The 26,174-nt window shown below is 57.8% G+C and carries 26 protein-coding genes; 15 read left to right on the top strand and 11 right to left on the bottom strand.

Going from position 1 to position 26,174, the window contains the following annotated elements:
• The first annotated feature begins 183 nt into the window (after positions 1 to 183).
• The 4 genes from ABSG47_RS02885 (at position 184) to ABSG47_RS02870 (ending at position 2,702) form a co-directional block, all read left to right on the top strand.
• A complete protein-coding gene (locus ABSG47_RS02885; RefSeq protein ID WP_424166136.1) occupies positions 184 to 465 on the top strand; it encodes a hypothetical protein in 282 nt (93 codons plus the stop codon).
• 66 nt (positions 466 to 531) lie between these two features.
• Entirely contained in the window at positions 532 to 744 is a 213-nt protein-coding gene (locus ABSG47_RS02880; RefSeq protein WP_424166133.1) for a hypothetical protein, read from the top strand.
• A gap of 149 nt (positions 745 to 893) precedes the next feature.
• The gene (locus ABSG47_RS02875; RefSeq protein WP_424166130.1) at positions 894 to 1,352 is read left to right on the top strand and encodes a hypothetical protein; all 459 of its coding nucleotides are present in this window, start codon (positions 894 to 896) and stop codon (positions 1,350 to 1,352) included.
• Positions 1,353 to 1,916: 564 nt separating this feature from the next.
• Positions 1,917 to 2,702: an ankyrin repeat domain-containing protein gene (locus tag ABSG47_RS02870; protein ID WP_424166127.1), complete on the top strand. Its 786-nt coding sequence runs from the start codon at positions 1,917 to 1,919 to the stop codon at positions 2,700 to 2,702.
• A gap of 95 nt (positions 2,703 to 2,797) precedes the next feature.
• Here the strand turns inward: ABSG47_RS02870 and murQ are convergent, their stop codons facing one another.
• Both murQ and ABSG47_RS02860 read right to left on the bottom strand, forming a co-directional pair.
• A complete protein-coding gene (gene murQ / locus ABSG47_RS02865; RefSeq protein ID WP_424166124.1) occupies positions 2,798 to 3,787 on the bottom strand; it encodes an N-acetylmuramic acid 6-phosphate etherase in 990 nt (329 codons plus the stop codon).
• Between the two features lie 109 nt (positions 3,788 to 3,896).
• Complete coding sequence (locus ABSG47_RS02860) at positions 3,897 to 4,991, bottom strand: serine hydrolase domain-containing protein (RefSeq protein ID WP_424166122.1); 1,095 nt, start codon at positions 4,989 to 4,991, stop codon at positions 3,897 to 3,899.
• A 184-nt stretch (positions 4,992 to 5,175) separates the two neighbouring features.
• Here ABSG47_RS02860 and ABSG47_RS02855 point away from each other — a divergent pair, with 184 nt between their 5' ends.
• The 7 genes from ABSG47_RS02855 to carB all read left to right on the top strand — a co-directional run bounded on the left by ABSG47_RS02855 (position 5,176) and on the right by carB (position 12,267).
• A complete protein-coding gene (locus ABSG47_RS02855; protein WP_424166119.1) occupies positions 5,176 to 6,054 on the top strand; it encodes a hypothetical protein in 879 nt (292 codons plus the stop codon).
• A gap of 28 nt (positions 6,055 to 6,082) precedes the next feature.
• On the top strand, positions 6,083 to 6,673 hold the full coding sequence (lepB, locus tag ABSG47_RS02850; protein ID WP_424166117.1) for a signal peptidase I: 591 nt from the start codon (positions 6,083 to 6,085) through the stop codon (positions 6,671 to 6,673).
• A gap of 103 nt (positions 6,674 to 6,776) precedes the next feature.
• On the top strand, positions 6,777 to 7,910 hold the full coding sequence (gene carA, locus ABSG47_RS02845) for a glutamine-hydrolyzing carbamoyl-phosphate synthase small subunit (protein ID WP_424166115.1): 1,134 nt from the start codon (positions 6,777 to 6,779) through the stop codon (positions 7,908 to 7,910).
• Positions 7,911 to 7,965: 55 nt separating this feature from the next.
• Positions 7,966 to 8,283, top strand: coding sequence for a DUF6290 family protein (locus ABSG47_RS02840; RefSeq protein WP_424166113.1), 318 nt, complete (start codon positions 7,966 to 7,968; stop codon positions 8,281 to 8,283).
• On the top strand, positions 8,168 to 8,434 hold the full coding sequence (locus ABSG47_RS02835; RefSeq protein WP_424166110.1) for a type II toxin-antitoxin system RelE family toxin: 267 nt from the start codon (positions 8,168 to 8,170) through the stop codon (positions 8,432 to 8,434). Before ABSG47_RS02840 ends, ABSG47_RS02835 begins: the two co-directional genes overlap by 116 nt.
• A 95-nt stretch (positions 8,435 to 8,529) precedes the next feature.
• Positions 8,530 to 8,952, top strand: coding sequence for a carboxypeptidase-like regulatory domain-containing protein (locus tag ABSG47_RS02830; protein WP_424166108.1), 423 nt, complete (start codon positions 8,530 to 8,532; stop codon positions 8,950 to 8,952).
• An 18-nt stretch (positions 8,953 to 8,970) separates the two neighbouring features.
• Complete coding sequence (carB, locus tag ABSG47_RS02825) at positions 8,971 to 12,267, top strand: carbamoyl-phosphate synthase large subunit (protein WP_424166105.1); 3,297 nt, start codon at positions 8,971 to 8,973, stop codon at positions 12,265 to 12,267.
• A gap of 55 nt (positions 12,268 to 12,322) precedes the next feature.
• On the opposite strand, the gene ABSG47_RS02820 is transcribed toward carB, so the two are convergent.
• Positions 12,323 to 12,820 carry a hypothetical protein gene (locus tag ABSG47_RS02820; RefSeq protein WP_424166102.1) on the bottom strand — a complete coding sequence of 166 codons (498 nt, stop codon included), beginning with the start codon at positions 12,818 to 12,820 and terminating at the stop codon, positions 12,323 to 12,325.
• A 140-nt stretch (positions 12,821 to 12,960) separates the two neighbouring features.
• On the opposite strand from ABSG47_RS02820, the gene ABSG47_RS02815 reads away from it, so the two are divergent.
• Positions 12,961 to 14,016, top strand: a complete 1,056-nt coding sequence (locus ABSG47_RS02815) for a dihydrodipicolinate synthase family protein (RefSeq protein ID WP_424166100.1) — start codon at positions 12,961 to 12,963, stop codon at positions 14,014 to 14,016.
• An 11-nt stretch (positions 14,017 to 14,027) separates the two neighbouring features.
• Here ABSG47_RS02815 and ABSG47_RS02810 read toward each other — a convergent pair whose 3' ends face one another.
• The 3 genes from ABSG47_RS02810 to miaB all read right to left on the bottom strand — a co-directional run bounded on the left by ABSG47_RS02810 (position 14,028) and on the right by miaB (position 17,186).
• Positions 14,028 to 15,104 (bottom strand): alpha/beta hydrolase, encoded by a 1,077-nt coding sequence (locus ABSG47_RS02810; protein ID WP_424166098.1) that lies wholly within the window; start codon positions 15,102 to 15,104, stop codon positions 14,028 to 14,030.
• A gap of 235 nt (positions 15,105 to 15,339) precedes the next feature.
• Complete coding sequence (locus tag ABSG47_RS02805) at positions 15,340 to 15,828, bottom strand: bifunctional nuclease family protein (protein WP_424166096.1); 489 nt, start codon at positions 15,826 to 15,828, stop codon at positions 15,340 to 15,342.
• A 38-nt stretch (positions 15,829 to 15,866) separates the two neighbouring features.
• Positions 15,867 to 17,186, bottom strand: a complete 1,320-nt coding sequence (miaB, locus tag ABSG47_RS02800; RefSeq protein WP_424166093.1) for a tRNA (N6-isopentenyl adenosine(37)-C2)-methylthiotransferase MiaB — start codon at positions 17,184 to 17,186, stop codon at positions 15,867 to 15,869.
• Positions 17,187 to 17,238: 52 nt separating this feature from the next.
• Between miaB and ABSG47_RS02795 the strand changes: the two genes are divergently transcribed.
• The gene (locus ABSG47_RS02795) at positions 17,239 to 17,649 is read left to right on the top strand and encodes a VOC family protein (protein ID WP_424166090.1); all 411 of its coding nucleotides are present in this window, start codon (positions 17,239 to 17,241) and stop codon (positions 17,647 to 17,649) included.
• A 10-nt stretch (positions 17,650 to 17,659) separates the two neighbouring features.
• Here the strand turns inward: ABSG47_RS02795 and ABSG47_RS02790 are convergent, their stop codons facing one another.
• Positions 17,660 to 20,083: an ABC transporter permease gene (locus ABSG47_RS02790; RefSeq protein ID WP_424166087.1), complete on the bottom strand. Its 2,424-nt coding sequence runs from the start codon at positions 20,081 to 20,083 to the stop codon at positions 17,660 to 17,662.
• 277 nt (positions 20,084 to 20,360) lie between these two features.
• Between ABSG47_RS02790 and ABSG47_RS02785 the strand changes: the two genes are divergently transcribed.
• A complete protein-coding gene (locus ABSG47_RS02785; protein ID WP_424166085.1) occupies positions 20,361 to 21,275 on the top strand; it encodes a hypothetical protein in 915 nt (304 codons plus the stop codon).
• An 859-nt stretch (positions 21,276 to 22,134) separates the two neighbouring features.
• Here the strand turns inward: ABSG47_RS02785 and ABSG47_RS02780 are convergent.
• Positions 22,135 to 22,662, bottom strand: a complete 528-nt coding sequence (locus tag ABSG47_RS02780; RefSeq protein WP_424166083.1) for a superoxide dismutase family protein — start codon at positions 22,660 to 22,662, stop codon at positions 22,135 to 22,137.
• Between the two features lie 70 nt (positions 22,663 to 22,732).
• Entirely contained in the window at positions 22,733 to 23,071 is a 339-nt protein-coding gene (locus tag ABSG47_RS02775; protein WP_424166081.1) for a c-type cytochrome, read from the bottom strand.
• 56 nt (positions 23,072 to 23,127) lie between these two features.
• Here ABSG47_RS02775 and ABSG47_RS02770 point away from each other — a divergent pair, with 56 nt between their 5' ends.
• A complete protein-coding gene (locus ABSG47_RS02770) occupies positions 23,128 to 23,577 on the top strand; it encodes a PaaI family thioesterase (protein WP_424166078.1) in 450 nt (149 codons plus the stop codon).
• Between the two features lie 3 nt (positions 23,578 to 23,580).
• Here ABSG47_RS02770 and ABSG47_RS02765 read toward each other — a convergent pair whose 3' ends face one another.
• Both ABSG47_RS02765 and ABSG47_RS02760 read right to left on the bottom strand, forming a co-directional pair.
• Positions 23,581 to 24,471: an alpha/beta hydrolase family protein gene (locus ABSG47_RS02765; RefSeq protein ID WP_424166075.1), complete on the bottom strand. Its 891-nt coding sequence runs from the start codon at positions 24,469 to 24,471 to the stop codon at positions 23,581 to 23,583.
• Positions 24,472 to 24,574: 103 nt separating this feature from the next.
• Complete coding sequence (locus ABSG47_RS02760; protein ID WP_424166073.1) at positions 24,575 to 26,098, bottom strand: flagellar hook protein FlgE; 1,524 nt, start codon at positions 26,096 to 26,098, stop codon at positions 24,575 to 24,577.
• Between the last annotated feature and the right edge of the window lie 76 nt (positions 26,099 to 26,174).

Below are 26,174 nucleotides of genomic sequence, written 5' to 3'. Positions count from 1 at the left end.
ATCCGTGGCTTCATCCTGCAACATAACAAAAACCCAAAGCCCTTCGTCTGGCACAAGACCGCAGACCAAATCCTCGATTCCGTCGCCCGATTTTGTACACGGACTTTAGAGACGGGACACTAAAAGACCGAGCTCATATCAATGTCTCCTGTTCAATCTGTGTCGATGGTCGCAAAGAATTGCATGAAACTAAAGCGCGTGCCGAGACAATACTTGCCCAATTGCGAATCGCAGGAACTGAAGAACAACGAGCTGTATACGAATGGCTTAATCAAAAATTCAAACAGTGACATCATGATGGGTTTGTTGCAATCTCGATTAAAAGACCAAGCCAAGCTTCATCGCGCGAAGGATTGCTCTGTAGGTAAGCAAAACAATAAAGTCGTGGCAGCAAACTCCCCCATTCCGTTCACCGCATATTCACCCCGAATTGAATGCGCCGTAACCATGCCCAATCTCGCATAGACAAGAATCCATCCATGCTTGTGGATGGTTGAATCCGAATCTGCGAGCGGAATGGAGATTTTCCCTATGTCTGAGAAAGCGGCGCATCATCACAAGCAGGCGGCTCATCATCACGGATTGGCTGCACACCACCATACCGAAGCCGCGAAGCATCATGAAGCGGGCGACCACTATAAGGCTGCGCACCATGCGCATCTGGCTCATGGGCATGATCTTCATGCCGGGGACCATGCCGAGCATGCCTCCAAAGAGCATGTGGACGCGCATACCGACAAGTAAACATTCAACTTGAATGGCGGCCTTTCTCGCCGTTGCGAACCGGCGGAAAGGCCGCAAGGTTTTTTAGCAACTACTGCGGCAGCCCTGTGTTCGAGTATCCATCCGGCTGGTTAAGCACCATAAGGACTAGCCCGATGGAGAGAACGAACATGACGAATTCGCGTAAGGCTACTTTTATTCTCGCCGCGTTGCTTTCAACCGGCGCGGTATTTGCCCAGGCTCAGGCCGCGCCTGCCGATCAACAGCCGGCCTCTCAGCAACCCACTGGTCAGGCTCCTGCGGGCGGCGATATGCACCGCGACGCGGACCCCACCAAGGAAGCCAGGCGGCTGGGCAAGGAGCTTAGCTTGAGCAAAACCCAGGTGACGCAGATCCTGCCGATTTTGCAGGATCGGGCCACTCAAATGCAGGCTTTACGGACCGATTCCTCAGTGGCTCCGGCTGACCGCCGGACGAAGGCCAAAGGCATCATGGATGACTCCAACGCGAAGCTGGAAGCGGTCATGACGGACCAGCAGAAGCAGCAGTACGAAGAGATGCTGGCCGCGCGCAGGGCCAAGCGCCAGCAGCAGAACCAACAGCAGCCGGCTCAGCAGCCCGGAGCGTAACAAACGTTTGGGCGCCTTGACCCAGGGACCTGGGACACACACGATCTATACACGATTTGTGGTTACTTTCGTCCATTGTACTTTCGTAATGCGATTGCTCTCAGATAGTTTGCACAAAATTACGGCCGTTTATGCCACACTCATAATCAGCAGGCAAAAGGCCCGAATCCGACTGGATTCGGGCCTTTGCAGTTTTTGCCTGATGTACGGAAGCAGATCTGTGATTTTGGAGCGCGAAACTGTGAAGCCACCCGTTCAACTGCGAATCTGTGAATTGGAAGCAAGCTACAAACAGTTGAAAATCTGTTATTTATCGCAATCCGCCGCACCGTTTCACAGGTGCATCCCTCTCCACAGGAACTGTGAGGCCACGTCTAACCGGCTAAAAACAGGCAGCTTACGAGAGATGGCAGCACAGGGTAACTCAAGCGACTGCGAAACTGCGGCTTTTCGACTTATCCGGGAGCAGGATCGTCCATACAAAAAGCCATACAAATAGAAGGCGCGCATTTAGACTTGGCAGTGCAGAGGAATACTGCACTTATCGATACCGGAGGAATGAGAATGTTTTCTGTTTTTCGCGGAGTGGTTTCTGGACGTGGTGTTCGGCTGGTGCTGGTGACAGCCGTGGCGATGGTTCTGGGTGGTGCGGCGTGGGGCGATCCGATTCATGATGCCGCGTTGAAAGGCGATGTGAAGAAGATTCAGGCGATTTTGCAAAGCGACCCGAAGGCTGTGTCTGCGCAGGACAAGAATGGCGATACGCCGCTGCATCTTGCGGCTCTGCATGGGCAGGACAAAGCAGTGCAGGTGCTGCTGGATGCGGGCGCGGACCCGAATGTGACGAACCACTATGGTGCGTTTGGGCCGACGGAGCTGGGGCAGGAGTTTGCAGGAGCCGGTACGCATCGCGACCCGGTGGTGTTGCTGAACGTTCACGGAGACCAGGTGACTGGCGCGACCGTTGGTTATACGCCGCTGCACCTTGCGGAATTCTCGGTTAACCACAAGAAGATTGTGCAGATGCTGGTGGCCAAGGGCGCGAATGTGAATGCGCAGGCGGGCAGCGGTGCAACTCCGCTGTACTTTGCGGTGATGCGCGGCCAGAAGGATGATGCGGGGTTTCTGCTGGACCACGGAGCGAATCCGAATCTGACGGATGCATACACGACCTCTATTCTGGATGTGGCGTTGCAGATGCAGTACAGCGACCTGGTTGAGCTGCTTGTGAACAAGGGCGCGGATGTGAACTTTCAAGACAGCAGCCGGCACAGGCCGCTGACTTACGCGCTGATGATGAATGACCACCATCCAGCGGATGTCCTGAAGCAGCATGGAGCGCATGAGTAAGGCAGGGAACAGGGTTGTAGATAAAAGGCAAAGGCTGTACATAAAAATCCCACTCTGAGCATGACTCGGAGTGGGGTTTTTACTTTTGGAAGAACTTAGAGTTCGAGGACGGTGTCTTCGATGGCGAGGCGGACGTTGCCGTCTGATTTTGCGAGGCGGCGGACGGCTTCCGGCTTGTCTACACGAGCCTTGAGCATGACGAGGGCAACGGGGACGCTGCGACCGGCGGACTTGATGGTATCGACGGCGGTGGGGCGGTCAATGTTGCAGGCGCGCATGAGAATGCGGATGCCGCGCTCGACCAGCTTGGAGTTCTGCATGTGTACGTTGACCATGAGGTTCTCGTACACGTAACCCAGGCGTGTCATGGCTCCGGTGGTAACCATGTTCAGAATCATCTTCTGAGCGGAGCCGGCCTTGAGGCGGGTGGAGCCGGAGACTACTTCCGGGCCGACCTCGGCGATCATGGCGATTTCAGCGGCTTCAGCCAGCGGAGTGCCGTGATTGCATGAGACGGCGGCGGTGAATGCGCCGCGGGCGCGGGCGTAAGCAGTGGCGGCGACAACGTAGGGCGTGCGGCCTGAGGCGGAAACGCCAATGATGACATCTTTGCGTGTGGGCCGACGGCGGGCGATGTCGCGCTGGCCCAGCTCTTCGGAATCTTCATTCACTTCAACGGCTGAGGCGAGAGCTTTGGGTCCGCCAGCCATGATGTATTGAATCTGGCCGGGTGCGGTGGAATAGGTAGGAGGACATTCTGAGGCATCGAGGGCGGCGATGCGGCCGCTGGAGCCTGCGCCGACGTAGATGAGGCGACCGCCGTCGCGGAGGGCTCGAGCTACGCGATCGATGACCAGAGCAATCTCCGGTATGGCTTTTTTGACCGCTGCGGCGACCTTGGAATCCTCATGATTGATGATGCGCGCGATCTCAAGAGCGGACTTGGTATCGAAGCCTTGTGAGGCTTCATTCATGCTCTCAGTGATGAGCTGCTGGAGGATGGAAGCAGGGTCTTGTTTTGCGGTGGGTGTGCTCGATGAGATTGGTGCGGTGTCAGTCTCAGGCGTGAGTGTATTGGTTGCCATCGATTTGCCCCTAACTCTGAATTGTACTCCTGTTATGGACAGCGGAGAATGATGGAGGGTTACGGAGGTATTCAGAAGAGCAAGGACTATGCGGACTGAGGGACCGTGATCAGAGAGCTTCGCGGATGGCGTTGTGGAAGGCGGGGCGGACGGTTCTGATGAGCTGGGATTGGCGATCAGGCCAGGTGCGGTTGGTGAGAAGGACGATGGCGATGCGGGCGTCGAGATCGATCCAGAGAGATGTGCCGGCGTAGCCAAGATGGCCGATGGAGCGTGGCGAGAAGTGCGAGCCGGAGGAAGAGTTTTCCGACGGTGTATCCCAGCCTAGGGCGCGGGAGCTGCCGGGGGGAGGCTGACGGCGAGAGAAGAGATCGATGGTTTCGCTTGTGAAGAGAGCGTTGGGTTGGCTGGCGTTGAGGATGGACTGCGCGAAGCGGAGGAGGTCGGGGACGTTAGAGAAAAGGCCTGCGTGGCCTGCTGCGCCGTGGAGGACGGAGGCGTTTTCATCCTGGACTTCGCCCTGGATGATGCGATGACGAAACCATGTATCCAGCTCAGTGGGCGGGATGGCGGCGCGCTGGGTGGGAAGTGGACAGAAGCATGAGGCGGACATGGCGAGTGGGGCGAGGATTTCGCGGTGCGCCCATTGGGTGAGGGGTTCGTGTATTAGGACTTCGAGGGCTTTGCCGAGGAGGATGAATCCGGGATCGGAGTATTCGGCACGCGTGCCGGGAGGGGCTTCGATGGGGAGTTCGAGGCAGGCGCGGATCAGGCCGGTGGACGTGGTGTGGTGTTCGAAGAAGCGGACGTATCCGGGAAGGCCGGAAGAGTGCGCGAGGAGATGATGAAGGTGGACGTGACGCGCGAGTGAGCCGGGTTGGCGGCCGATGACGAAGCCAGGCAGTAGTTCGCCGAGAGGCATTTCGAGATCGAGGAGACCGCGCTGATGGAGAAGCATTGCGGCAGTGGTGGTGATGGCGACCTTGGTGACGCTGGCGATGTCGTAGAGTGTGTCCGGGGTGATGGCGGGCGAGTTCGCGTCGTAGGTTTGACGGCCGAGGGCGGAGTGAAGCAGGATCTTGTCATTGGCGAGGACGCCGAAGGCGCAACCGGGGAAGGCATGGGCAGCTATGGCTTCTTGAAGCACGCTAAGTGCTGAGGCGTAGCGCGCGTCGCGGTCGGCGGGTTGGAAATCGGGCTGCATTGTCTTTGCATCGTAACGCGAAATGTGTTTTTGGGGGATTTTTTCTGTGGTGGGCTCAAGCCCCAAGAATTCATTCGCTGATGAGATGTACGGGCTGAAGCTGGTGCCTATCAAACACAGCACAAAGGGGCGGAATGGGGCTATCCTTGATTGCACGTCGGGAGTCTATCGAATTGGAGGGGCAGTGATGCGGGGAGTTGCGGCGGGGATCGGTTTGACGCTGTGGATGACGCTGGGAGTGGTAGCCCACGGACAGGATGCAGGGCAAGCGCCCGCTCCGGCGGCACTTGCGCCAACGGCTCAGCCTGTATCGACGGCCCCTCCTACTGCGGTTCCAGCACAAGCGGCTGCGTCACAGCCGAAGCAGTACATCGTGCCGGCGGGGACGAAGGTGCTGCTGCAACTCAGGAACTCGCTGAACACAAAGAGCGCCAGGCCGGGCGATGGGGTGTATCTGGTTTCGACGTTTCCGGTGGTGGTGGGGAACCGGGTGATGATTCCGACTGGCGTATATGTGCAGGGCATGGTGGATCGCGTACAGAGAGCGGGGCACGTGAAGGGCAAGGCGCAACTGGATATGCACTTCACATCGATCATTTTTCCGAACGGAAGCGTGGTGGAGATTCCGGGAATTGTGAACAGTGTGCCGGGAGCGAGGAAGCAGTCAGTCAAGGACGACGGCGAAGGCACGATTGAGCAGGATAGCGACAAGACGCGGAATATGGGTAAGGTTGCGGAGGTAGCGATTCCAGCGGGCGGGACGGTGGGCGCGATTGGCGGGTTGGGGTCGGGGCATCCGCTGGCGGGAGGCTTGATCGGGCTGGCCGGTGGCGCGGCGGCGGCGGGGATTGTGTCACTCTTTACGCGCGGGGCGGATGTGAATATCGATGCGGGCACGCAGGTGGAGATGATGCTGCAGCGGCCGCTGACGCTGGAGGAAGCGAACCTGGGCGGTGTGGGCGCGCCGGGAACGGCGACTGCATTGGTGCCTTCCGCATCACAACCCAAGCCGATGGAGAAGCCGCGTGTGCTTTGTCCCCCGGGCGGGCTGGGATGCCAGTGAAAGTAAGCTAAAGTAGTAGTAGAAGGCAATGATCTCCCAGGAAAATCAGGAAAACGAAGCAGGCCAGGCGCAGGTACACGAGGTTTCTGCTCCTGTTGTTGCGCCTCAGACAGGCACGCTGATGTTGTGGGTGCGCGACCTGCTGATTGCGGTTGTCGCGTCAGTTTTCATGATTTTGTTTTTGTATCAGCCGGTGCGTGTGGAGGGTACGAGCATGCTGCCGCGGCTGGAGGATCATGACCGGCTGTTCATCAACAAGTTTGTGTATCACTTCAGCGCGATTCAGCACGGAGATGTGGTGGTGTTTCATTATCCGAGGGATCCGGAGAAGAGCTACATCAAGCGCGTGATTGCGGTGCCGGGAGACCGGCTGAGGATTGACGGCGGGGATGTGATTTTGAACGGGCGACGGCTTGAAGAGCCGTATGTGCCGGATGAGTATCGGGACAGCCGGTCATTGCCGGAGATGGTGATTCCGGAGAGTTACTACTATATGATGGGCGACCACAGGTCCATCTCTTCCGACAGCCGGGAGTTTGGGCCGGTGGAGCGGGATTTGATCTATGGGAAGGCCGCGTTTGTGTATTGGCCAAGGCGGGATGCGGGCATTGTAAATTAGGCATTTCGCGAAAGTTTTTGCACAACCCTTGCCTCGCGTCGGGAATCGAACAGCGAGGAGTGAGACCTGATAAAATCGATTGAATCCACTCCCCGGAGAGGCAATGCAGGCTATTCTTGCGCTCGAAGACGGGCGCATCTTCCGCGGCGAAGGCTACGGCTCACCTGGTGAATGCCAGGGCGAGGTAGTTTTCAATACTTCCCTTACCGGCTACCAGGAAATCGCTACCGATCCTTCCTACGCCGGACAGATCGTTGTTCTTACCAATCCGCAGATCGGGAATTACGGAACGAACCAGGCAGACAATGAGGCGGCGAAGCCGTTTATTGAAGGCCTGATTGTGCGTGAGTTCTCGCGTGTGAGCTCGAACTGGCGCTCCGAGCAGGTAACCGACGAATACATGGAACGCTACCAGGTTCCCGTGCTGGCGGAGATTGATACGCGAGCGCTGGTAAGGCACCTGCGCGATAACGGCGTAATGCGTGGAGTGATTTCGACGGTCTCTTCCGATGTCGAAGCACTTGTCCAAAAAGCCAGAAAAATTCGCAAGATGGATGGGACCGATCTGGCGAAGGTGGTTTCAACGAAGACGATTTACACCTTTGACGAATCCGATAGCCATAACCAGACGGGCGATCCTCTGCTGACTCCGGGAGTGGATAGGCCGCAGTTGCACGTGGTGGCTTACGACTTTGGCATGAAGCGGAATATTCTGCGCATGTTGACTCGCGAAGGCTGCAAGGTGACGGTTGTGCCTGCGCAGACATCTGCCGAAGATGTGCTGGGGATGAAGCCGGATGGCGTGTTTCTGTCGAATGGGCCGGGCGATCCGGAGCCTGTGGATTACGCCGTGAATGCGATTCGCGGGATGATGGGACGCGTGCCGGTCTTTGGGATTTGCCTGGGGCATCAGCTATGCGGGCTGGCGCTGGGCGGCAAGACGTACAAGCTGAAGTTCGGGCATCATGGCGGGAATCATCCGGTGCGGAACAATGCTACCGGCAAGGTGGAGATTACGGCGCACAATCATAACTTCGCCGTCGATCCGGAGAGCGTGAATGCGAACGAAGTTGAGCTGACGCATGTGGATCTGAATGACAATACACTGGAGGGCTTGCGGCACAAGACGCTGCCGCTGTTTAGCGTGCAGTACCACCCGGAGGCTGCTCCGGGGCCGCATGATTCGCATTATCTCTTCCGGGATTTCCGGAATCTGATGGAGGAGTGGAAGGGATAAGGCGCAAGCGGTATTTTTGCGACGGCGGTAGACTTTAGGCAAGGAGGGCAAAGGAATGCTGGAATTGCAATTGAGTGCGGAAGTTGAGCAACTGCTGGAGCAGCAGGCGGCGAAGGCTGGGCAGACGAAAGCGGAGTTTGCCCGCCGAGCGATTCTTGAGCGGCTGGAAGACTGCGAAGATTATGAGACAGGCATGGCCGCGCTTCGTGATTCGGATGTGTCCAAGGCAGTTCCCTTTGAGGAGGTCGTGAAATCACTTGGAATGGAAGCTGAGTTTCCTCCCAAAGGCGCAAAAGCAACTGCAAAGCCTGGACGCAACGGTTCAAAAACGAATCTTGAAATTTCTGCACGGAAGACTGCTCGCATCGCCTGATCCGCGCAGTTTAGGCAAGGCTCTGACCTGCGAGATGCAAGAACTGTGGCGGTACAGAGCGGGAGATTACCGGTTGATCTGCCGCATAGAGGATCAAGCCGTGACGATTCTTGTGCTGGAAGTGGGGCACAGGCGCGAGGTTTATCGATGAGGAAGAGTAGTAGAGGAATGCCAGAGAGAGATGACATTCTGACGAGGTTGTCAACGGCAGCGGGGCTCAGGCTCCGCTGTTTTTTGGGCCGGATAATGATGGTTGTTGTGGCGAGTGCGATGGTTTGCGTGGCGGCTCATGCGCAGCAACTGGAAAAGGATGGGCCGATTCGGTTGACCCATGTGGAGGGCGTTGTAGTTACTGGCCGCGGCGCGCCGGCTGCGAATGTTGAGGTCACCCTGTCACAGGATGACAAGGTTCGGATGAGTACGCACACGGATCAGTCGGGGAAATTTCACTTCGGTCATGTGGATGGCGATTATATGTTCCGGGTGGCGCGTACGCTGAATGCGCCTGCTGCGCATGAGATTGTGGTTCGAGCGGAGCTGGCTACCTATATCGAGCGGAAGAAGCTTTATGTTGTGCTTGGGCCGGGTGCTTGCGCGGACGAGTGCTCATTGGTTGTGACGAGTAAAGATGAATTTGAACACGCTATTCGGAAGAATGGCGGACGTTAGGTCAGGACACGCTAAGAAATGCCACGCAGAAATGACATTCAGAAGATTCTTGTGATCGGCTCGGGGCCGATTGTGATTGGGCAGTCGGCGGAGTTTGATTACTCCGGCACGCAGGCGTGCAAGGCGCTGAAGCAGGAGGGGTATGAGGTGGTGCTGGTGAATTCAAACCCGGCCACCATTATGACGGACCCGGAACTGGCGGATCGCACCTATATTGAGCCTCTAACGACTATTTATGTTGAGGAGATTATTCGACGCGAGGCGGAGATGCTTGGGCAGGGGTCAGGCAAGTTTGCGCTGCTGCCGACGGTGGGCGGGCAGACAGCGCTGAATCTTGCGGTGGATCTGGCGGATGCCGGGATTCTGGACAAGTACGGCGTGGAGCTGATTGGCGCGAAGCTTGGAGCGATCAAGAAAGCTGAGGACCGGCTGCTGTTCAAGGATGCGATGATTCGCATCGGGCTGGAGGTTTCGAAATCGGCGCTGGTGAACAACCTGCGCGATGGACTGGACTTTGCGAGCAAGATTGGATTTCCGATTTTGATTCGTCCTTCATTTACGCTGGGCGGCTCGGGCGGCGGCATTGCGTACAACCGCGAAGAGTTGATGGAGATTCTGGCGCGCGGGCTGGATTTATCGCCGGTGCATGAATGCCTGATTGAAGAGAGCGTGCTGGGTTGGAAGGAATATGAGCTTGAGGTAATGCGCGATCTTGCGGACAACGTGATCATCATCTGCTCGATTGAGAACTTTGACCCGATGGGTGTGCATACGGGCGATTCCATTACTGTGGCGCCGGCGCAGACGCTGACCGATCGCGAGTACCAGAGGATGCGCGATGCGGCGATTGCCGTGATGCGTGAGATTGGCGTGGAGACGGGCGGATCGAATGTGCAGTTCGCAGTGAATCCGCTGAATGGGCGCATGACGGTGATTGAGATGAATCCGCGCGTGTCGCGGTCATCGGCGCTGGCGTCGAAGGCGACGGGATTCCCGATTGCGAAGATTGCGGCGAAGCTGGCCGTGGGTTACACGCTGGATGAGATTCCGAATGACATTACGCGCAAGACGCCTGCGTGTTTTGAGCCGACGATTGATTATGTTGTAACGAAGATTCCGAAGTGGCAGTTTGAGAAGTTTCCTGGCGCGGACGATGTGCTGGGACCGCAGATGAAATCTGTCGGCGAGGTGATGGCGATTGGGCGCACCTTCAAGGAATCGCTGATGAAGGCGTGGAGGGCGCTTGAGACCGGTAAGAAGACCGGTACTGAAGTGCTGGAGCCGCGGCGGTTGACGCAGATGCTGGTGACGCCGAGGCCGGAGCGGCTGGGGTACATCCGGTTTGCGTTTGAGCGCGGGATGAGTGTGCGTGAGGTTGCGCGGTTGACGGGGATGGACCCGTGGTTCCTGCACCAGATTCGCGAGATTACGCTGGAACAGCAGACAATTGCCAAGACTACTCCAGAAGAGATTACGGAAGAGGCTCTACGCAGACTGAAGCGGATGGGCCTGAGCGATGAACGCATTGCGGCGGAGTGGAAGCTTGAGGGCCATGACGGCGTGAAGCGGGTGAGGGAACTGCGCGAGTCGAAGGGAATCAGGCCGGTCTTCAAGCTGGTGGATACGTGCGCGGCGGAGTTTGAGTCGATGACGCCGTATTTGTACTCAACGTATGACGAAGAAGACGAGTCGCCCGCAACGGATAAGGCGAAGGTCATCATTCTGGGATCGGGGCCGAACCGGATCGGGCAGGGAATTGAGTTTGATTACTGCTGCTGTCACGCCGCGTTTGCGCTGAAGGAAGATGGCTACGAAACGATCATGGTGAATTGCAACCCGGAGACGGTTTCGACGGATTACGACACGAGCGACCGGTTGTACTTTGAGCCTCTGGTGCTGGAGGACGTGCTGGCGGTCTATAACCATGAGGCTGCGGGCGGCGCGAAGATCGGCATGATTGTGCAGTATGGCGGGCAGACGCCGCTGAATCTTGCTCACAGGCTAAAGGCGGCGGGAGTGCCGATTATCGGAACTTCGCCGGAGTCGATTGATCTGGCTGAGGACCGCAAGCAATTCGGAAAGCTGCTTGTCGATCTTGGGATTCCACAGCCGGCGGGTGGCACGGCTACAGGCGTGGAACAGGCGTTGGCGATTGGTGAGCGGATTGGCTATCCAGTGCTGGTGCGGCCTAGTTATGTGCTTGGCGGGCGCGCGATGGTGATTGCGTATGACGCCGAGGCTGTAACGAAGTACATGCGCGAGGCTGTGGAGTATTCGCAGGAGCGGCCGGTGCTGATCGATCACTTTCTGGAGAGCGCGGTGGAAGTGGATGTAGACGCGCTGTGCGATTCAGAAGATGTGGTGATTGCGGGCATCATGCAGCACATTGAGGAGGCTGGGATTCACTCTGGCGATTCTTCTTGTGTGCTGCCTGCGGTGGGGATTGCAGAGGAGACGCTGGAGACGATTCGGACGCATACGCGGAAGCTGGCGCTTGCGCTGAAGGTTGTTGGTCTGGTGAATCTGCAGTTTGCGATTCAGAAGGATGCAAGCGGCAAGGACCAGGTGTATGTGATTGAGGTAAATCCGAGAGCTTCGCGCACGGTGCCGTATGTTTCCAAGGCGACGGGCGTGCCGCTTGCGAAGGTGGCGGCGCGGCTGATGACTGGACGCACGCTGAAGGAGCTGTTGCCGAAGCAGGTTGCTTCCGGTAAAGACCTTGAGGTTGGCGATCACTATTATGTGAAGTCGCCGGTGTTTCCATGGAACAAGTTTGCCGGCGTGGATACGGTGCTAAGCCCGGAGATGAAGTCGACGGGTGAAGTGATGGGCGTGGCGGCGAGCTTTGGCGAGGCATTTGCCAAGGCGCAGCTTTCAGCCGGGCAGTTGCTGCCTTCCGGCGGCACGATGTTTATCAGCGTGAATGATGCGGATAAAGCCGCAGCGGTGGAGTTGGCGCAGCGGTTTGTGGGTCTTGGGTTCAAGCTGGTGGCAACTGAGGGCACTGCGAATGCGCTGGAAAAAGCTGGGCTGATTGTGGAGCGCGTGTTCAAGGTGAAGGAAGGCCGGCCGAATGTGGTGGACCTGATCAAGGGCGACAGAATTCAGCTGATTGTGAACACGCCGCATGGGCAAGACCCGTTCTTTGATGAGAAGGCGATTCGGCGCGCAGCAGTTCTGGCGCGAATTCCTACGATTACTACGATTGAGGCGGCGCAAGCGGCGGTGGAGGGAATTGCCTCAACGCAGCGCAAGCAGGTTACGGTGAATGCGCTGCAGCAGCTTCATGGGGCCAGAGCAAGCCTCGCTCGGTAGAACACACGAAGAGTGAGAGATGGTTAGCGGGCCGGGGCAAAAGCCTCGGCCTGAGCTATTTTGCGGAGTTTTTTCTTCGCGCTTGCACGATGCCGGCACCGATACCATAGCCGATTGTCGCGATGGCGGGCCAGGTGCCGAAGAACGGGCCGTTGTCATCGATGAGCCCGCTGGGAGTGGGGTAGCTGAAAAACGAGCGCACGATCTTTTCTGTGGCGGCACACTGGTTGCAGGCGTTGGGACCGGTGGGAAGATCAAGAAGCCAGAGGCTGAGGAAGAGCATCCAGATGATGCCGGCGAGCCAGACGTGGGGAGCAATCTCACTGGGCCGCGCGCCGATGATGAGCGCGCCGGCGATGAGCGGGACGAGAAACGAGAGTGTGGAGATAACGATCTGCGGGATGTACGTAGGATTGATGACATAGCCGACGAGCATCATGGCGCCCCAGATAGCAACTGCGATCAAGGTATGCCCGAAAAATGCGAAAACCTGATGAGTAAGCGTTTCACTGCCATCGTCGGCTTCGATTTCTATAGTGACTGACTTGGCCATTTGTGGCTCCAGTGGATTTGTCATCATTGTATAAATTGCCACTGGCAGGGCGGCAATGGCACAGAAGGGTAAGAGAAGGTAATAGGTTCCAAACCGTACCGTTTCCGGACGGGACTGTTTCCGAACTTTACAATGTTGATATGTATATCGAAGGCATTTTTACAGCGGCGACAACTCCGTTTTACACAGATGAGCGGGTATATTTCCGTAAGCTGGAGGCCAATGTGGCTCGCTACTCGCGGAGCCTGCTGGCTGGGATCGTGGTGCTGGGGTCCACGGGCGAGGCAGTGGAGCTGAACGATGCGGAGTCGCGTGAGGTGCTGAAGGTTGCGGCGGATGCGGCGGCAGCAGAGAAAGTGCTGATTGCAGGTGTCGCCAGGGAGAGCGTTCGCGGAACGATTGAGCTGGCAGAGGCCGCCGCTGAGGCGCGATACGATGCGGTGCTGGTGCGGACTCCTACGTACTATGTGCCGGCGATGAGCGAGGCCGCTGTTCTGCATTATTTCCGGAGCGTGGCGGATCGATCGCCGCTGCCGGTAATCCTGTACAACATTCCGCGATTTGCGCCGTACAACATTCCTGTGCCTGTGGTGGCGGAACTGGCACAGCATCCGAACATTATTGGGATTAAAGATTCGACGGGAAGCGTGGAGCAAGTGAGGATGCTTGTTGAGGCGACGCGGACTGCTCCCACGCGGAGTGTGCCGGTAACGACCATCTTTGAACCGGTGACGGGGCGGATGCTGGCTCCGAAGCTTGAGACGGAGAGCGGATTTGTGCCGGTGGGCGATCTAAGCGGCGGAGTTGCGGTGACGGTGACACAGTCTTCGACGTTGCTTAAGACGCGAATGAAAGAGGTCGGCTTCCAGGTGTTGGCGGGTTCTGCGGGAACCTTGCTGGAGTCGCTGGAGGCTGGAGCGGCAGGCGGCGTTCTGGCGTTTGCGGCTTGCGCACCACAGGCGTGCCAGGAGGTTTACTTTGCGTGGAAAGATCACGACCTGGAGCTGGCGCGGGCGAAGCAGGAGAGAATAGCCGGACCAAGCCAGCGAATTGTGGGCCAGCTTGGGATCAGTGGAGTGAAGTATGCCTGCGACTTTAACGGCTATTACGGTGGGAAGGCAAGGGCACCGCTGCTGCCGCTGAATGCAGAGCAGAAAGCGGAGATTGAAGGCCTGCTGGCGGATATCCGGAACTAGAAACCATTCCATCAACGACAGTGCGTTTCAAAGCAAAGATTTTTGCTGAAGAAAGGCATCACGTGGTTCTGAAAGCGGTCTGCTACTGCGCTGGTGTGCGTGCCGGAGTAGATTTCAAAGCTGTTTGCGAGGCCGTAGCGATCAAAGACCTCATGCAGCTTGCCGGCATCGATACGCAGCCCATCCTGGTCGCCTACGTCCATAGCAATGGCGCGATATTGACGCAGGTCTCCAATGTACTGGTCAACGAAGGCGAGCGGGGCATTGGCGGCCCAGCGGGCTAGAACATCGGGCTGCGGAACGCCGTCCTTTGTGGGCAGGTCAAGATAGAGCGGAGGGTTCTTTGGGTCAGGGGACCAGGCCGCCGCCGAGGCCAACTGCGCACGGGCGAAGAAGTTGAGCTTAGCGGAATCTTCTTCGTTTTTCACTTCGGCGAGGGCTTTTTCCAAATCAGGGTTTGCTGGGCTCGCAGAGCGTGCGGAGAGGCAGCATGGACTCATGATGTAGAGGCTGCCGAAGACGTCAGAATGCTTCATTCCGATGCGGGTAGCTCCATAGCCGCCCATGGAATGACCGACAAGGCCGCGGCTCTGACGATTTGGCAACGTCCGATAATGCGCATCGATATAGGCGACGAGGTCGTGTGAGATGAAGCGCTCAAAGTCTCCTGTGGTGATCGAGCTCGAATACATGGAGCCGTTGTGGATGGTCTTCGAGTCAGGAAGAACGACGATCATCTCCTTTGCGCCCTGGGCGAAGGCGCCTTGGATGGTTTGCGGAACGTGGATCTCATGCGACCACTGCTCGGCTCCGATGGAATAGCCGTGAAGAGCGTAGATAACCGGGTAACGGTGATGCTTGTCAGTGGCGTAGCTGGGCGGCAGGAAGACGAGAACGTCGCGGTCAACGGCGTCGCCTTCGAGGTTGCCTTCAAGCGATGCGCCGTGAATCTTAATGCGTTCAAGCGTGACTGGCTTTGCGCCGGGAATGACGGGAGGGACCTGAGTTTGCACCTGTGCAATGAGCAGGGACGCGAGGCCTAGCTGAAAGGCTATTGCGACGAACAGCACTTTGATCATCTTTGTCATCAGGAATGTCCGAATTCGGGAGTCAAGCAACTATAGCGAGGAGTAAGACGCTGAGACAAGATAATCCACGGCATGTGTCAATATGTCCGATAACGTATATTCTGTATACAATCGCTATGGGATTGAACCTGAAAGGGTTAAATAGGCTGGCTTCGGTGAAACTTACTCTTCCCTTAGGGGCTGAGCCGCGAATAATTTATGGAAATGGAATGTGCGGGAGGGTTTATGCGCTCGGCTACATTTTGTAGCGGCCTAGATCTTCGTCGTTCAAGCCCTGCAGCCAGCCGCGCAGTTGTTCTGCCGATGGACCGTCGGCCGGGCCACCGGGATTGAGGCGAGCGGCGTGCATTACGCGCTCATCGACGTAGATCGGACAGTCGTAGCGAAGAGCCAGAGCGATGGCGTCTGATGGGCGCGCATCGATCATCACCTGTTCGCCATGCTGCGTGAGCCAGAGTGCGGCAAAAAAGGTGTTGTCTCTAAGGTCATTGATGACTATGCGATCCAGCTCAGCATTCAAATTCTGGATGATGTTGCGGAGCAGATCGTGGGTCATGGGGCGGGACGCCACGGACTTGTCGATCTCGTTGAAGATCGCATTGAACTCAAAGATGCCAACCCAAATGGGCATGACAGCGTCCGAAGCGACGTCTTTGAGGACGACCACAGGCATATTGGTTGCCGGGTCCATCATGAGGCCGCGGATTTTGACTTCGAGGTCCATCAGTTCCCTCCTACTCTATCCCTGTTCCGGTTTTCTGGCTAGAGCGCTTCGCCTACCAGGCTATTTGGATGCGTGGCTGTGATGCGGACCTGCATGTAGGTTCCAGGAGCAGGGGCGATGGGCGAACCGGTGGTGAAGTTCACGGATTTATTCTGACTGCTGCGACCCGAGACCTGACCGCGCGCTGGATTTTGCCCCTCAACCATTACTTCCATTACTTCCCCTAAATGTCTGGAATAACTAACCCTTTGAATCTCGCGCTGGCGTTCAAGCAATACTTGAAGTCTTTGCGCTTTCTCAGCTTCGGGGATCGAGTCAATCATGACTAAAGCCGGCGTGTTGGGCCGAGGGGAATATTTGAAGCCGAAGACGCAATCGTATTGAACTTCTGCGAGGAGGTCCATGGTTTGGATGAAATCATCCGGGGTTTCGCCTGGGAAGCCGACGATGATGTCGGTTGAAAGCGAGATTCTGCGCTTTGCCGCCTTCATCCAGGAGATGCGCTCAAGATACCAGTCGCGGGTGTACTCGCGGGCCATGGCTTTAAGAACGCGGTTGGAGCCCGACTGGATTGGCAGATGAATGTGGTCGCAGAGCGTGGGGTAGGCATCGATGACTTCGACGATGTCCTTGGTGAAATCGCGCGGGTGCGAGGTGGTGAAGCGGACGCGGCGGATGCCGGAGATCTGGCTGACGGCGGCGAGGAGTTCCGCGAAGGACAACTTCCCTTCCGAATCGCGATAGCTGTTGACGTTCTGGCCGAGGAGCTGAATCTCGCTGTAGCCGAGATCTGCGATGCGCTTTGCTTCTTCGAGAACTGAAGTTGAGGTGCGGCTGCGCTCTTTGCCGCGCGTGTATGGGACGACGCAGTAGGCGCAAAACTTGTCGCAGCCTTCAATGATGGTGATGTAGCCGCGATAGGGGTTCTGGCGCGCGGTGAATTCGGTTTCGAAGGTTTCGTCGGTCTGGCGGTCGTCGAGGCCTGTGATACGGGATTCGCCGGCTTCAAGGCGATGGAGCATCTCAGGCAGCTTGCGGTACGAGGCGGAGCCGGAGACGAGCGAGACGTAGGGAGCGCGCTCGAAGATCTTTTCGCCTTCCTGCTGTGCGACGCAACCGAGGACGCCGAAGCGTTTGCCGGATTTGTACAGCTTTTTGTAATCGTTGAGGCGATTGAAGACTTTCTGCTCGGCCTTATCGCGGATGGAACAGGTGTTGTAGAGGATAAGGCCGGCTTCTTCTTCCGACTCGACCCGGCGATAGCCCTCGCGCTGGAGGGTCCCAATGACTTTCTCCGAGTCATGGGCGTTCATCTGACAGCCGAAGGTCTCAAGATAGAAGGTTTTTTCAGGCGACATCACAAGATTCAGTATATCTTGGCTGCAGATCAAGAGCAGGAGTTCATTTGCCATGCCGATTGAGGTCACAGGTATTTCTCCGCTGGTTCAGGTTTTTCATATGCCCACGTCAATCCGGTTTTATCGGGACAAGCTGGGGTTTACGGTAACCGGGCGCTCGAAGGCGATGAGCGACGACGAGGACGATGTGAACTGGGCGATGCTGGAACTGGGTGGGGCGGATGTCATGCTGAATACGGCCTACGATCCGGACGATGTTCCGGCCCAGCCGGATGCGGCGCGATGGGACGGGCATCAGGACACTTGTCTGTACCTGGGCTGCCCCGATGTGGATGGAGCGTACCGGGAGTTAATGGCACGTGGAGTCGAGCTCGATCCACCGAAAATTGCGTGGTACGGAATGAAGCAGCTTTACCTGAAAGACCCGGATGGATTCGGGATTTGCTTTCAATGGAAGGCGTGACTTTGGATTGTCACTCCGATCTTAGTGTTTCATTCGGATTTACGGACGCGGCGCGTATTGCAGGGATAGTCGCTGCCACAGCCGCGGCCAACACCAGAAGCCCAATGGCAATACAAGCGGAAACCGGGTCAGTTGTGCCGGTATCAAAGAGCAATCCTCTGATAACGCGAGCACCCACCAGCGCCAGGCCAACACCTGCAACGAGTCCGATTCCTGTGAATTGAGCAGCCTGCGACAATATCAGGCGCAAGATACGCGCGCGAGTGGCTCCCACCGCCATCCTCACGCCAATCTCCCGCGAACGCTGTGCAACGGAATAGGAAAGAACTCCGTAGATGCCGATGGCCGCCAATGCAAGCGCCACCACGGAAAAAATGCCGAGCAACATGGCGGTCATCCGCTGCCGGGCAATGGAGTTCGACATAAGCGCATCGACAGTTTGGACGTGGTAGATGGGCTGGTTGGGGTCCAGTGCATTCACTGCATTTTTTACGATGGACTCAACGCTCGCGGGATCCGCGAAGGTGCGCACAAGCAGAGCCGCGTGCAGACCGAAGCCCGGAAGATAGATCTCCGGTTGCGCATCGCTCTCAATCCCAAGGTCATGCGCGTCGGAGACCACTCCAATCACCGGAATCTTCTCCGGATGCGGGCTCAACACCCCGATAAGAATGTTGGCGCCCAGCGGGTTTCTGCCTGCCAGGTACCGCCGGACGAAGGCGGCATTGACGACGAATGATTGAGTACCTTTCTCAATGTCTTTCTGCTCAAAGATTCTGCCGCTTTGGAGAGCAAGGCCGAAGGTATGAAAGAAGCCGGGGCTCACGTATCGGATTTGCGCGGCGGGAAATATGCCCGGCGCAGTGGGAGGCGCGCCTTCCACCAGAAACCGAGTCATTACCTGGGACGGTCTGAGCGGAACAATCGTCGTGGTGGCGGCGGAGGAAACACCCGGAGAGCGCGCTATGTTTTCGAGAAGCTGCTCATAGAAATGATTCGTGACGGGGCTCTCATCGCCATACTTCGGCTCCGGCAGTGTGATTTCAGCACTGAGCAGATGATCGGTCCTGAAGCCTGGGTCAACCGCCAGCAGCTTCTGAAAACTCCGCACCACAAGCGTGCTTAAGAAGAGCACCACGACTGCGATTGCGATCTCTCCGGCAACCAGGGCGCCGCGCTTTCTGCTTCTGCCGCCGGTGCTTCCCCGCTCTCCTGCACGCAATGCCTCGGTCAGGCGCGGCGAGCGGTTCAGGAGCGGGAAGATGCTGAACAAAATCGCCGTCATCATGCATGTACACAACGCAAACAGTAATACAGGAATGTTGAGGTTGATGGACTGAATCATCGAGGGATCAAGAGATGCGGCGTGAGCAAGCGCCATGCGCAGCAACGGCAAAACTGCGGCCGCCAATGCGATTCCCAGTGCTCCACCCAGCAGGCAGAGCACAACCGCCTGGGCTAGAAATTGAGAAAAGAACTGCGTTCGGCCAGCGCCAAGCGCCTGTCGAATGGCAATCTCGCGCCGCTGTGCCGTGGCCCTGACCATCAAGAGACTGGCGACATTCGCACATGCAATCAAGAGCACCAGAAAGACAGCTCCAAGCAGGCTGAGCATGGCCGGGCGCAGCGTTCCCACCAACTCCTCGCGCAACGGCTTCAGCAGCACGCCGAAGTTTCGGTTGGTGGCGGGATACGCGACCGCCAGGCGCGCCGAGACTGCCTGCATATCGGCTCTTGCTTCGGGCAACCCAATACCAGGACGCAGGCGGCCAAGGACCCTGACCGAGTGCCACACGCGAGATACGCGTGTCTCCTGGTCCAGCAGCGACAGCGGTAGCCAGACCTCTCCTTCTGAGGGATAGCCGGCGCCGACCGGCAAAACTCCAATGATGGTGAAGGCTGTTCCATTGAGGTTGACGCTTCGTCCCACTATGCTGGGATCTCTGCCGAAGTAGCGATCCCACGCGGATGCGCTCAGCAATGCCACGTGATCGCCTTCGGGCTTGTCGTCCTGTTCGCCGATCACGCGGCCTATCAGCGGAGCGATCCCCAGCAGCGAAAAGAAGTTGCCGGAGGCCAGCACGCGATGCACCTGCTGCGCGTGCCCATCTGCGACCAGCGAGACTGTTTCCGGATTGAGAGCGGAGTAGGCTGCGAGCTGCGTGAAACTATGCTGCTGCGCCTTCCAGTCCTCGTAATCGGGATACGTGGCCTCGATTCCGCCCGTAATTTGCGGGTGAGTCTCGGATAAAGCGACGATGCGCCCCGCATCCGCAAAGGGCAGCGATTGGAGCAGGAGCGCGTAGACGCAACTGAAGATGGCCGCGGTTGCGCCTACTCCGAGCGCCAGTGTCAACACGACCGTTGTTGTAAATGCCGGAGACCTGCGCAGGTTGCGCGTGGCGTAACGGATATCCCGATAAAAAGTCCGCATCGCTTGACCCCGTATAGGAATGAGACGGAATTGCAGAGGAATTTGTTATGACTCATTCGGTTTCGATTCGGTTCGTGATGGATGGAACCCCCTGAAAAATTGGCCTCCGCTTGCGCGGGGTACCGAGCAAAAAGTTCCCTATGGAGGAAATTTCTACCTACCGCTTTCCTGCTTTGTTTTCTGTAAGCTGCTGATCCATTGAGGCTTCCGAATTTCATGGTTTGGCAGGCTACGTGCTTGAACCGACACCAGAGTTTGTTTTTGCCGGAGGTGCCTCGTGCTGGAAGAGGCCGGAAGATATAGAGACAGGTCTGAACCTGAACCGGAGAGGTCGGATTGGAAGCGCCTGGCGCCGATTCTGGGAGCAGTTGTGCTTGCGGTAGCTGGTTTTGGCTATGCCATCCACGAACATAACAGCGCGCAGACCGCGAACTGGCAGAACCAGCAGATGGCGACGCAACTGGACACGACGCACAAGCAATTGGATGCGACGAACAGCCAGTTGAATGTACTGGCCGCGAAGGTGGATGCGCTGAGCAAGCCTTCCCCGGCGGCGACTGTGGGCGGTGTGGGTGCGTCGGGCGCACCGAGTGTCAGGCAGCGGCGGCCTGCAGGTATGTCGGACGCGCGCTGGAAAAAGATGCAGGCGCAACTGGACGAGCAGCGCAAGGCGATTGCGGCGACGCAGACCGACCTGCAGACAACGCGCGGCGATCTGGATAGCGCCAAGACGGAGTTGGGCGGATCGATTGCCAAGACGCATGACGAGCTGGTGCTGCTGCAGAAGCGCGGCGAGCGGAGCTATTACGAGTTCGACCTGAGCAAATCGAAGCAGTATGCACGGACCGGGCCGATGAGCGTGAGCCTGCGCAAGGCGAATGTGAATAAAGGCTATGCGGACCTGCAGTTGATTGTGGACGATCACACGCTGACACAGAAGCATGTGAATCTCTTTCAGCCGGCGATGTTTTACGACCCGGACAGCCCGCAGCCGATGGAGATTGTGATCAACGATATTACGAAGGATCACATTCATGGCTACATCAGCGCGCCGAAGTATCGGAAGTCAGAACTGACGGCAATGGCAAGTACAAATCCGGCACAGGGAGATGACTCCGGACCGGTAAGCGCAAACGCGCAACCTGCAACCAGGCAGAAGCTGTCGGTGCCGAAGGGAGATCCTAATGAATAGCCCGGTATCCTTTTCCCTCCGCGAAATTGTGGAACTTACTTTACTCATCGTGGCACGCTATATTCCAGCACCAGAATAAGCAGGAAGAATCTGACGGCCCGACTCCCGATGGAGCCGGGCCGTTTTTATTGCGATCAACGATATTGCGAAAGAGGACTACTTAAGGCAAATATCCCCGCGCGGCAAGTATGACGGGGCGCATGCTATGTCAAAGCCCGGGGCTGAAGCCCCTTAATTTCTCTTCCCGACTATTTTCAGCGGCCTGAAGGCCACTGCTTCCTCCGACGGAATGTGGTTACCAAAAAAATAACAAAATCTGCACATTCGGCTGTAAGTAATTGACTATGCAGCCAGTTGCGATGAAATTTCAGTGTGCAGAGTTTTGTTCGCCTTTTCTTTCCCCAGTTGTATGAAATCAATGACTTGCGGGCGGTGCGGTTTGTGCTCCGTGCCGGCATGGCGTCGAAAAAACAAAGGCCCGATTCCGGTGAGGATCGGGCCTTTGTACTGCTGATTCTAAGTAGAGCATAAATGGGGTTAATTGCATGCAAAGTTTCTGGAGGTCGTGGGGTTACGAAAGGGTGGTGGACTTTGGTAATGAGGGAAGGGCGAATGACGAGGGACGAAGGGCTGGAAAGCGAAGCTGGAAGGATTGGCGAAATTAGCAGAGAAAAGCAGCGGGTTAGCGCTGCGCGTAGCGAGCTGGCAAGTCGGCGGAAAAGCGGGTAGTGTCTCAGTTTGAAGAAACTGCCTCAGGGGCTAAAGCCCAATTTCATTTTTATGGCCGTTTCGGCACGACTAAAGTCGTGCCCTGTTACAAAGCAATTCAAATTGAGACACCGCCCCAGCTTCCCTGCTCTTACTGCTGGATGACGCCGCAGGCGATGCGGTCGCCGGAGTTGCCGGAGGGGTCGTTCGTCAGGTCGTCCGCCTTGGCGTGGATGACGAGCGCGGTTCCGCCATCGTGAAAGAGCGAGTTGGGGCCGGGGTCGAGCGTGGCACCGGGTACGACAAAGCTCAGCTTGCCTTTGCCCTTGGCATCGATGGTGAGATTGGGCAGATCGCCAAGATGCGGTTTTGGATCGGCGGCATTGTGTACGCCGTGGTGCGCGCCGGTGGGGTTGAAGTGGCCGCCCGCGGTGGTGAAGGCGGGACCTTCGCACTTGCCGACATTGTGGATGTGAATGCCGTGATCGCCGGGGGTGAGTTGAGAGGCTTCGACGGATATTTTCACGCCGGCTGAGGTGGCCATGAGCTTGGCGTGACCTATGGTTGCGCCTTGCGCGTTGACCAGGTCGGCGTGAGCGGATTTTGTGGCGGCAAGAGCAGAGCCGGCTGCGGCGAAGCAGATCAGCGCGGATGCGAGCGGAAGAAGTCTGGGACGCATTGGAATCTCCATGGGGAAGTCGAATAACGTATACGGCGTGGATGGTATCACAGGCGCAATGCCTATTGTTTCATTGGATGCCTGTGTGAAGGTAGGCGACTAGAGCATCCATCTGTTCCTGCGTGAAGCGTCCGGCGAAGGATGGCATCTTGCCTTTGCCGCCGAGGACGGTTTGAATGATCTGCGCGTCGGTGGCGGGCGCTCCGCTGGGAAGCGTGGAGCGGCGAAAAAGGTTGCTGAGATTCGGAGGGGGCGGCTTGAGAGCGAGATCGTTTTCCTCGTGGCAGTGCGCACAGCGCTCCTGATAGAGGTGTTGGCCTCCCGCTTGTTGCGGTGTGAGTTGAGAGTGCGAACGGCAGCCGGTGAAGATGAGAGCGGGGATCAGGATGAAAAGGGTTCTGGGGTTCATAAAGTACGATCCGGCCCGATAGAATTCGAACAGGCGCGATGCTTTTATCTTCCTCTATGACAGCGACAAACGAAAACCTGACTCCGATGGCGCATGCGGCGCAGAACCGGTGCTTTGGCTGCGGCGAGGCAAACCCGGTGGGACTGCACTTGAAGTTTTTTCTTGCCGAAGACGGAACCGTGGTGTGCGATGCGGTGGTTCCTGACAGCTATGAAGGGCCGCAGGGATACGCGCATGGCGGGATCATTGCCACGCTGCTGGATGAGGCGATGAGCAAGGCGGTGCGCTCGCGCGGCGTGGTGGCGATGACGGCGAAGCTGGAGGTGGAGTACAAGCGGCCGATTCCCTCCTCTGCCGCGGGCGAGCCGAGGCCGGTGCGGCTGGAGGGCCGAGTGGCGCGCAGCGAGGGCCGCAAGCATTGGGTGGAGGCGCGGATTGTGGACGCCGGCGGCATTGAGCTGGCTGCGGGCAAGGGGCTGTTTATTGAGATCCGGCACCGCGCGTAAGTTTTATGGCAGCTTCTGAAGCCAGTCGAGAACCGCAGCTTCAAGAAAGATGCGGCGATCGTCCCAGCCGTGATCGGTTGCGGCGTGGATGACGGTGACGCGCGAGTTCCCTGCTGCTTTGACGGCTTGTGCGAGAGCTTCCGCGTTGGGGGCCAGGCCGTCGTTCGATGTGAGAACTAATAGAGGGAGTTTCGCGAGGCCGGGAGCTGCGCTTGTGAAAGTGCGGGCGCGGACGGTGGCGATGGCGTCGTCTGCGATGCCCTCGGGAGTGCCGTTGAGGGATTCCATGTTTTCTCTCATCAGGGCGACAACTTTTTCGCGCGGCTGGCTGGCTGCGCGCGCCATGTCCGCGGCGGAGATGAGAATGGCTCCGGCTAGCTCAGGATGATGAGCGGCTGCCTGGGTGGTGACCCAGCCGCCGAGACTGTGACCGGCGAGGACGATGTGCTTTGTTTCGATGCCAAGCCGGGCGGCGTTGGCGGGATCTTCAAGATAGGCGAGAACGGCGTCGGCGTCCTCAAGATCGTTGGCAAAGCTGTAATGGCCGGGGCTGCCCCAGGAGCCGCGATAGTTGAAGGTGACGGCGTTCCAGCCGAAGCGGCGCGCGGCCTGCGCGAGATCGAGATTTTTCTCATTGCCGGGCAGACCGTGGCAGATGACGATGGTGCGATGCGGGCCTGCGCCGGAGGGAGTGTAGACGATGCCGTTGATCTCGACGCCATGAATGGGAATGTGCAGCACGGCCATGCCTGCCGGGTGCGCCGCATCCGCTGGAGGATCTATATAGATAGCGGTGGGGATGGATGGAGACTGAGCCTGCACGGCCGCGGAGAGGCAGAAAGCAGCTACTGCAGCAAAGGACAAAATGAGTGGGCGCATGGGGGAAGTGTACACGCGGAAACGCCCCGCTCCGTTCCTGAAGCAGGAAGGAAGCAGGGCGTTTACGGCTGCGCGCTGATTGGCGTGCAGGTTGCGGACCCGGATTCGCGGATCGGGATTAGTGGATCATCTGGATGGTTTCCTGAGTAATGGTGTCAAAGGTGGTGATGGCCTTGGAGTTGGCCTCAAAGGCGCGCTGCGCGATGATGAGGTCGCTGAACTCCTGGGAGATGTTGACGTTGGAGGCTTCGAGCGCGCCATCCTGCATGGTGCCGAGGCCGGCCGAGCCGGAGACGCCGACGGAGGAAGCTCCGCTGGCCTGTGTGGTGGAGTAGTCGCCGTTGCCGTTGGCGGTGAGACCCTGGAGGTTGGCAACGTTGCCGAGAGCGATCTGGCCGACATTGAGGTTCTGGCCATTCGAGAAGCTGGCCGTGACCGTGCCGTCGGAGCCGATGCTGAAGCCGCTGTAATCGCCTGCCGCGAAGCCGTTCGTCCCCGCAGTCGAGGAGACACCGGAGGCGGCATCGACCTGCGAGATGGTGCCGGTTCCGTTCGAGTTGAAGAGATTCCAACTGAAGTTCAGCGAAGATGCGCCATCCGAGAGGCCGGCAAAGGAGATGCCGCTGACGTTGGCAGATGGGCTGACCAGGTTGCCGTTCGAGTTGAAGTTGAGCGTGCCGGTGTTGTTGGTCGCGACCGGGTCCTGAATCACGGAGCCTGCAACCGTGATGTTGGCGCCGGAGATGGAAAGCTGTCCGGTGGCCGAGGCGGTGACTGTGCCGGTAATGCCGGCCGTGGTGAGCGCGCCTTGCAGAGCCGTGGCGTAGCTCGATACGGATTCTCCGGCGGTGATGCCGGGCGCGGAGATGGTGGTGGATACGCCGCCGGCGTTCAATCCGGTGATGGTCATGTTGGTGCCGGTATCGACCGTGGCGAGCGTGCCGCCGCTCGATCCGAAGTTATAGTTGACCGTGTTGATGCCGCCTGCGGCGGATGTGTTCGCCGTGAGCGTGTCTGGCACCGAGATGCTGTAAGACCACTGGTTGGTTCCGGTCTTGCTGAAGTCAACCGAGGCCTGATAGGAGTTGCCGAGCGAGTCAAAGAGCGTGACCGGCGCGGAGAAGGAATTGCCTTCGGAATCGAGCGTGACCGTCATGCCCATCGTCGTAGTTGCGGAAGGAGGCTCCGTTCCGCCAACCGGAATGGTGACGGGCGAAAGCTCTCCGCTGGTGTTGACGACGCCGTTGGTTGCCGAGTAGCCCATCACATCGAGGCCGTTGGAGGTGACGAGCTGGCCGCTTGAATTGAGCGAGAAATTGCCGTCGCGGGTGAGGAATTGCTGGCCTCCGCCTGCAACGACGAAGAAGCCGTTGCCCTGAAGAGCCACATCGGTATCGAGGCCGGTTGAATCGGGCGTGCCGGCGTTGAAGTCGGTCTCAATGTTGGCCACCTGGGTGCCCGCGCCCGACTGGATGGGATCGCCGGAACCGGTGGAGCCGAGCTGATCATAGAAGAGATCGGAGAAGTTCACCGTCTGGTTCTTGAAGCCAGTGGTGTTCATGTTGGACAGGTCGTTGGCGATGGTGTTCAGCGCCGTCGTATCGGCGTTCAACCCGGTCAACGGAATGTAGAAACTTGCCATTGTGTGTCTCCTCTGTGGTTCAGCGCTGGGAAGTCCAACGTTGGGAATTCATGGTTCGTTGTGGTTGTGCAAGGGG

The organism is Occallatibacter sp., from assembly GCF_049510455.1.
Lineage (GTDB): Bacteria > Acidobacteriota > Terriglobia > Terriglobales > Acidobacteriaceae > Telmatobacter.
This window is presented reverse-complemented; position numbering and strand designations above follow the sequence as displayed.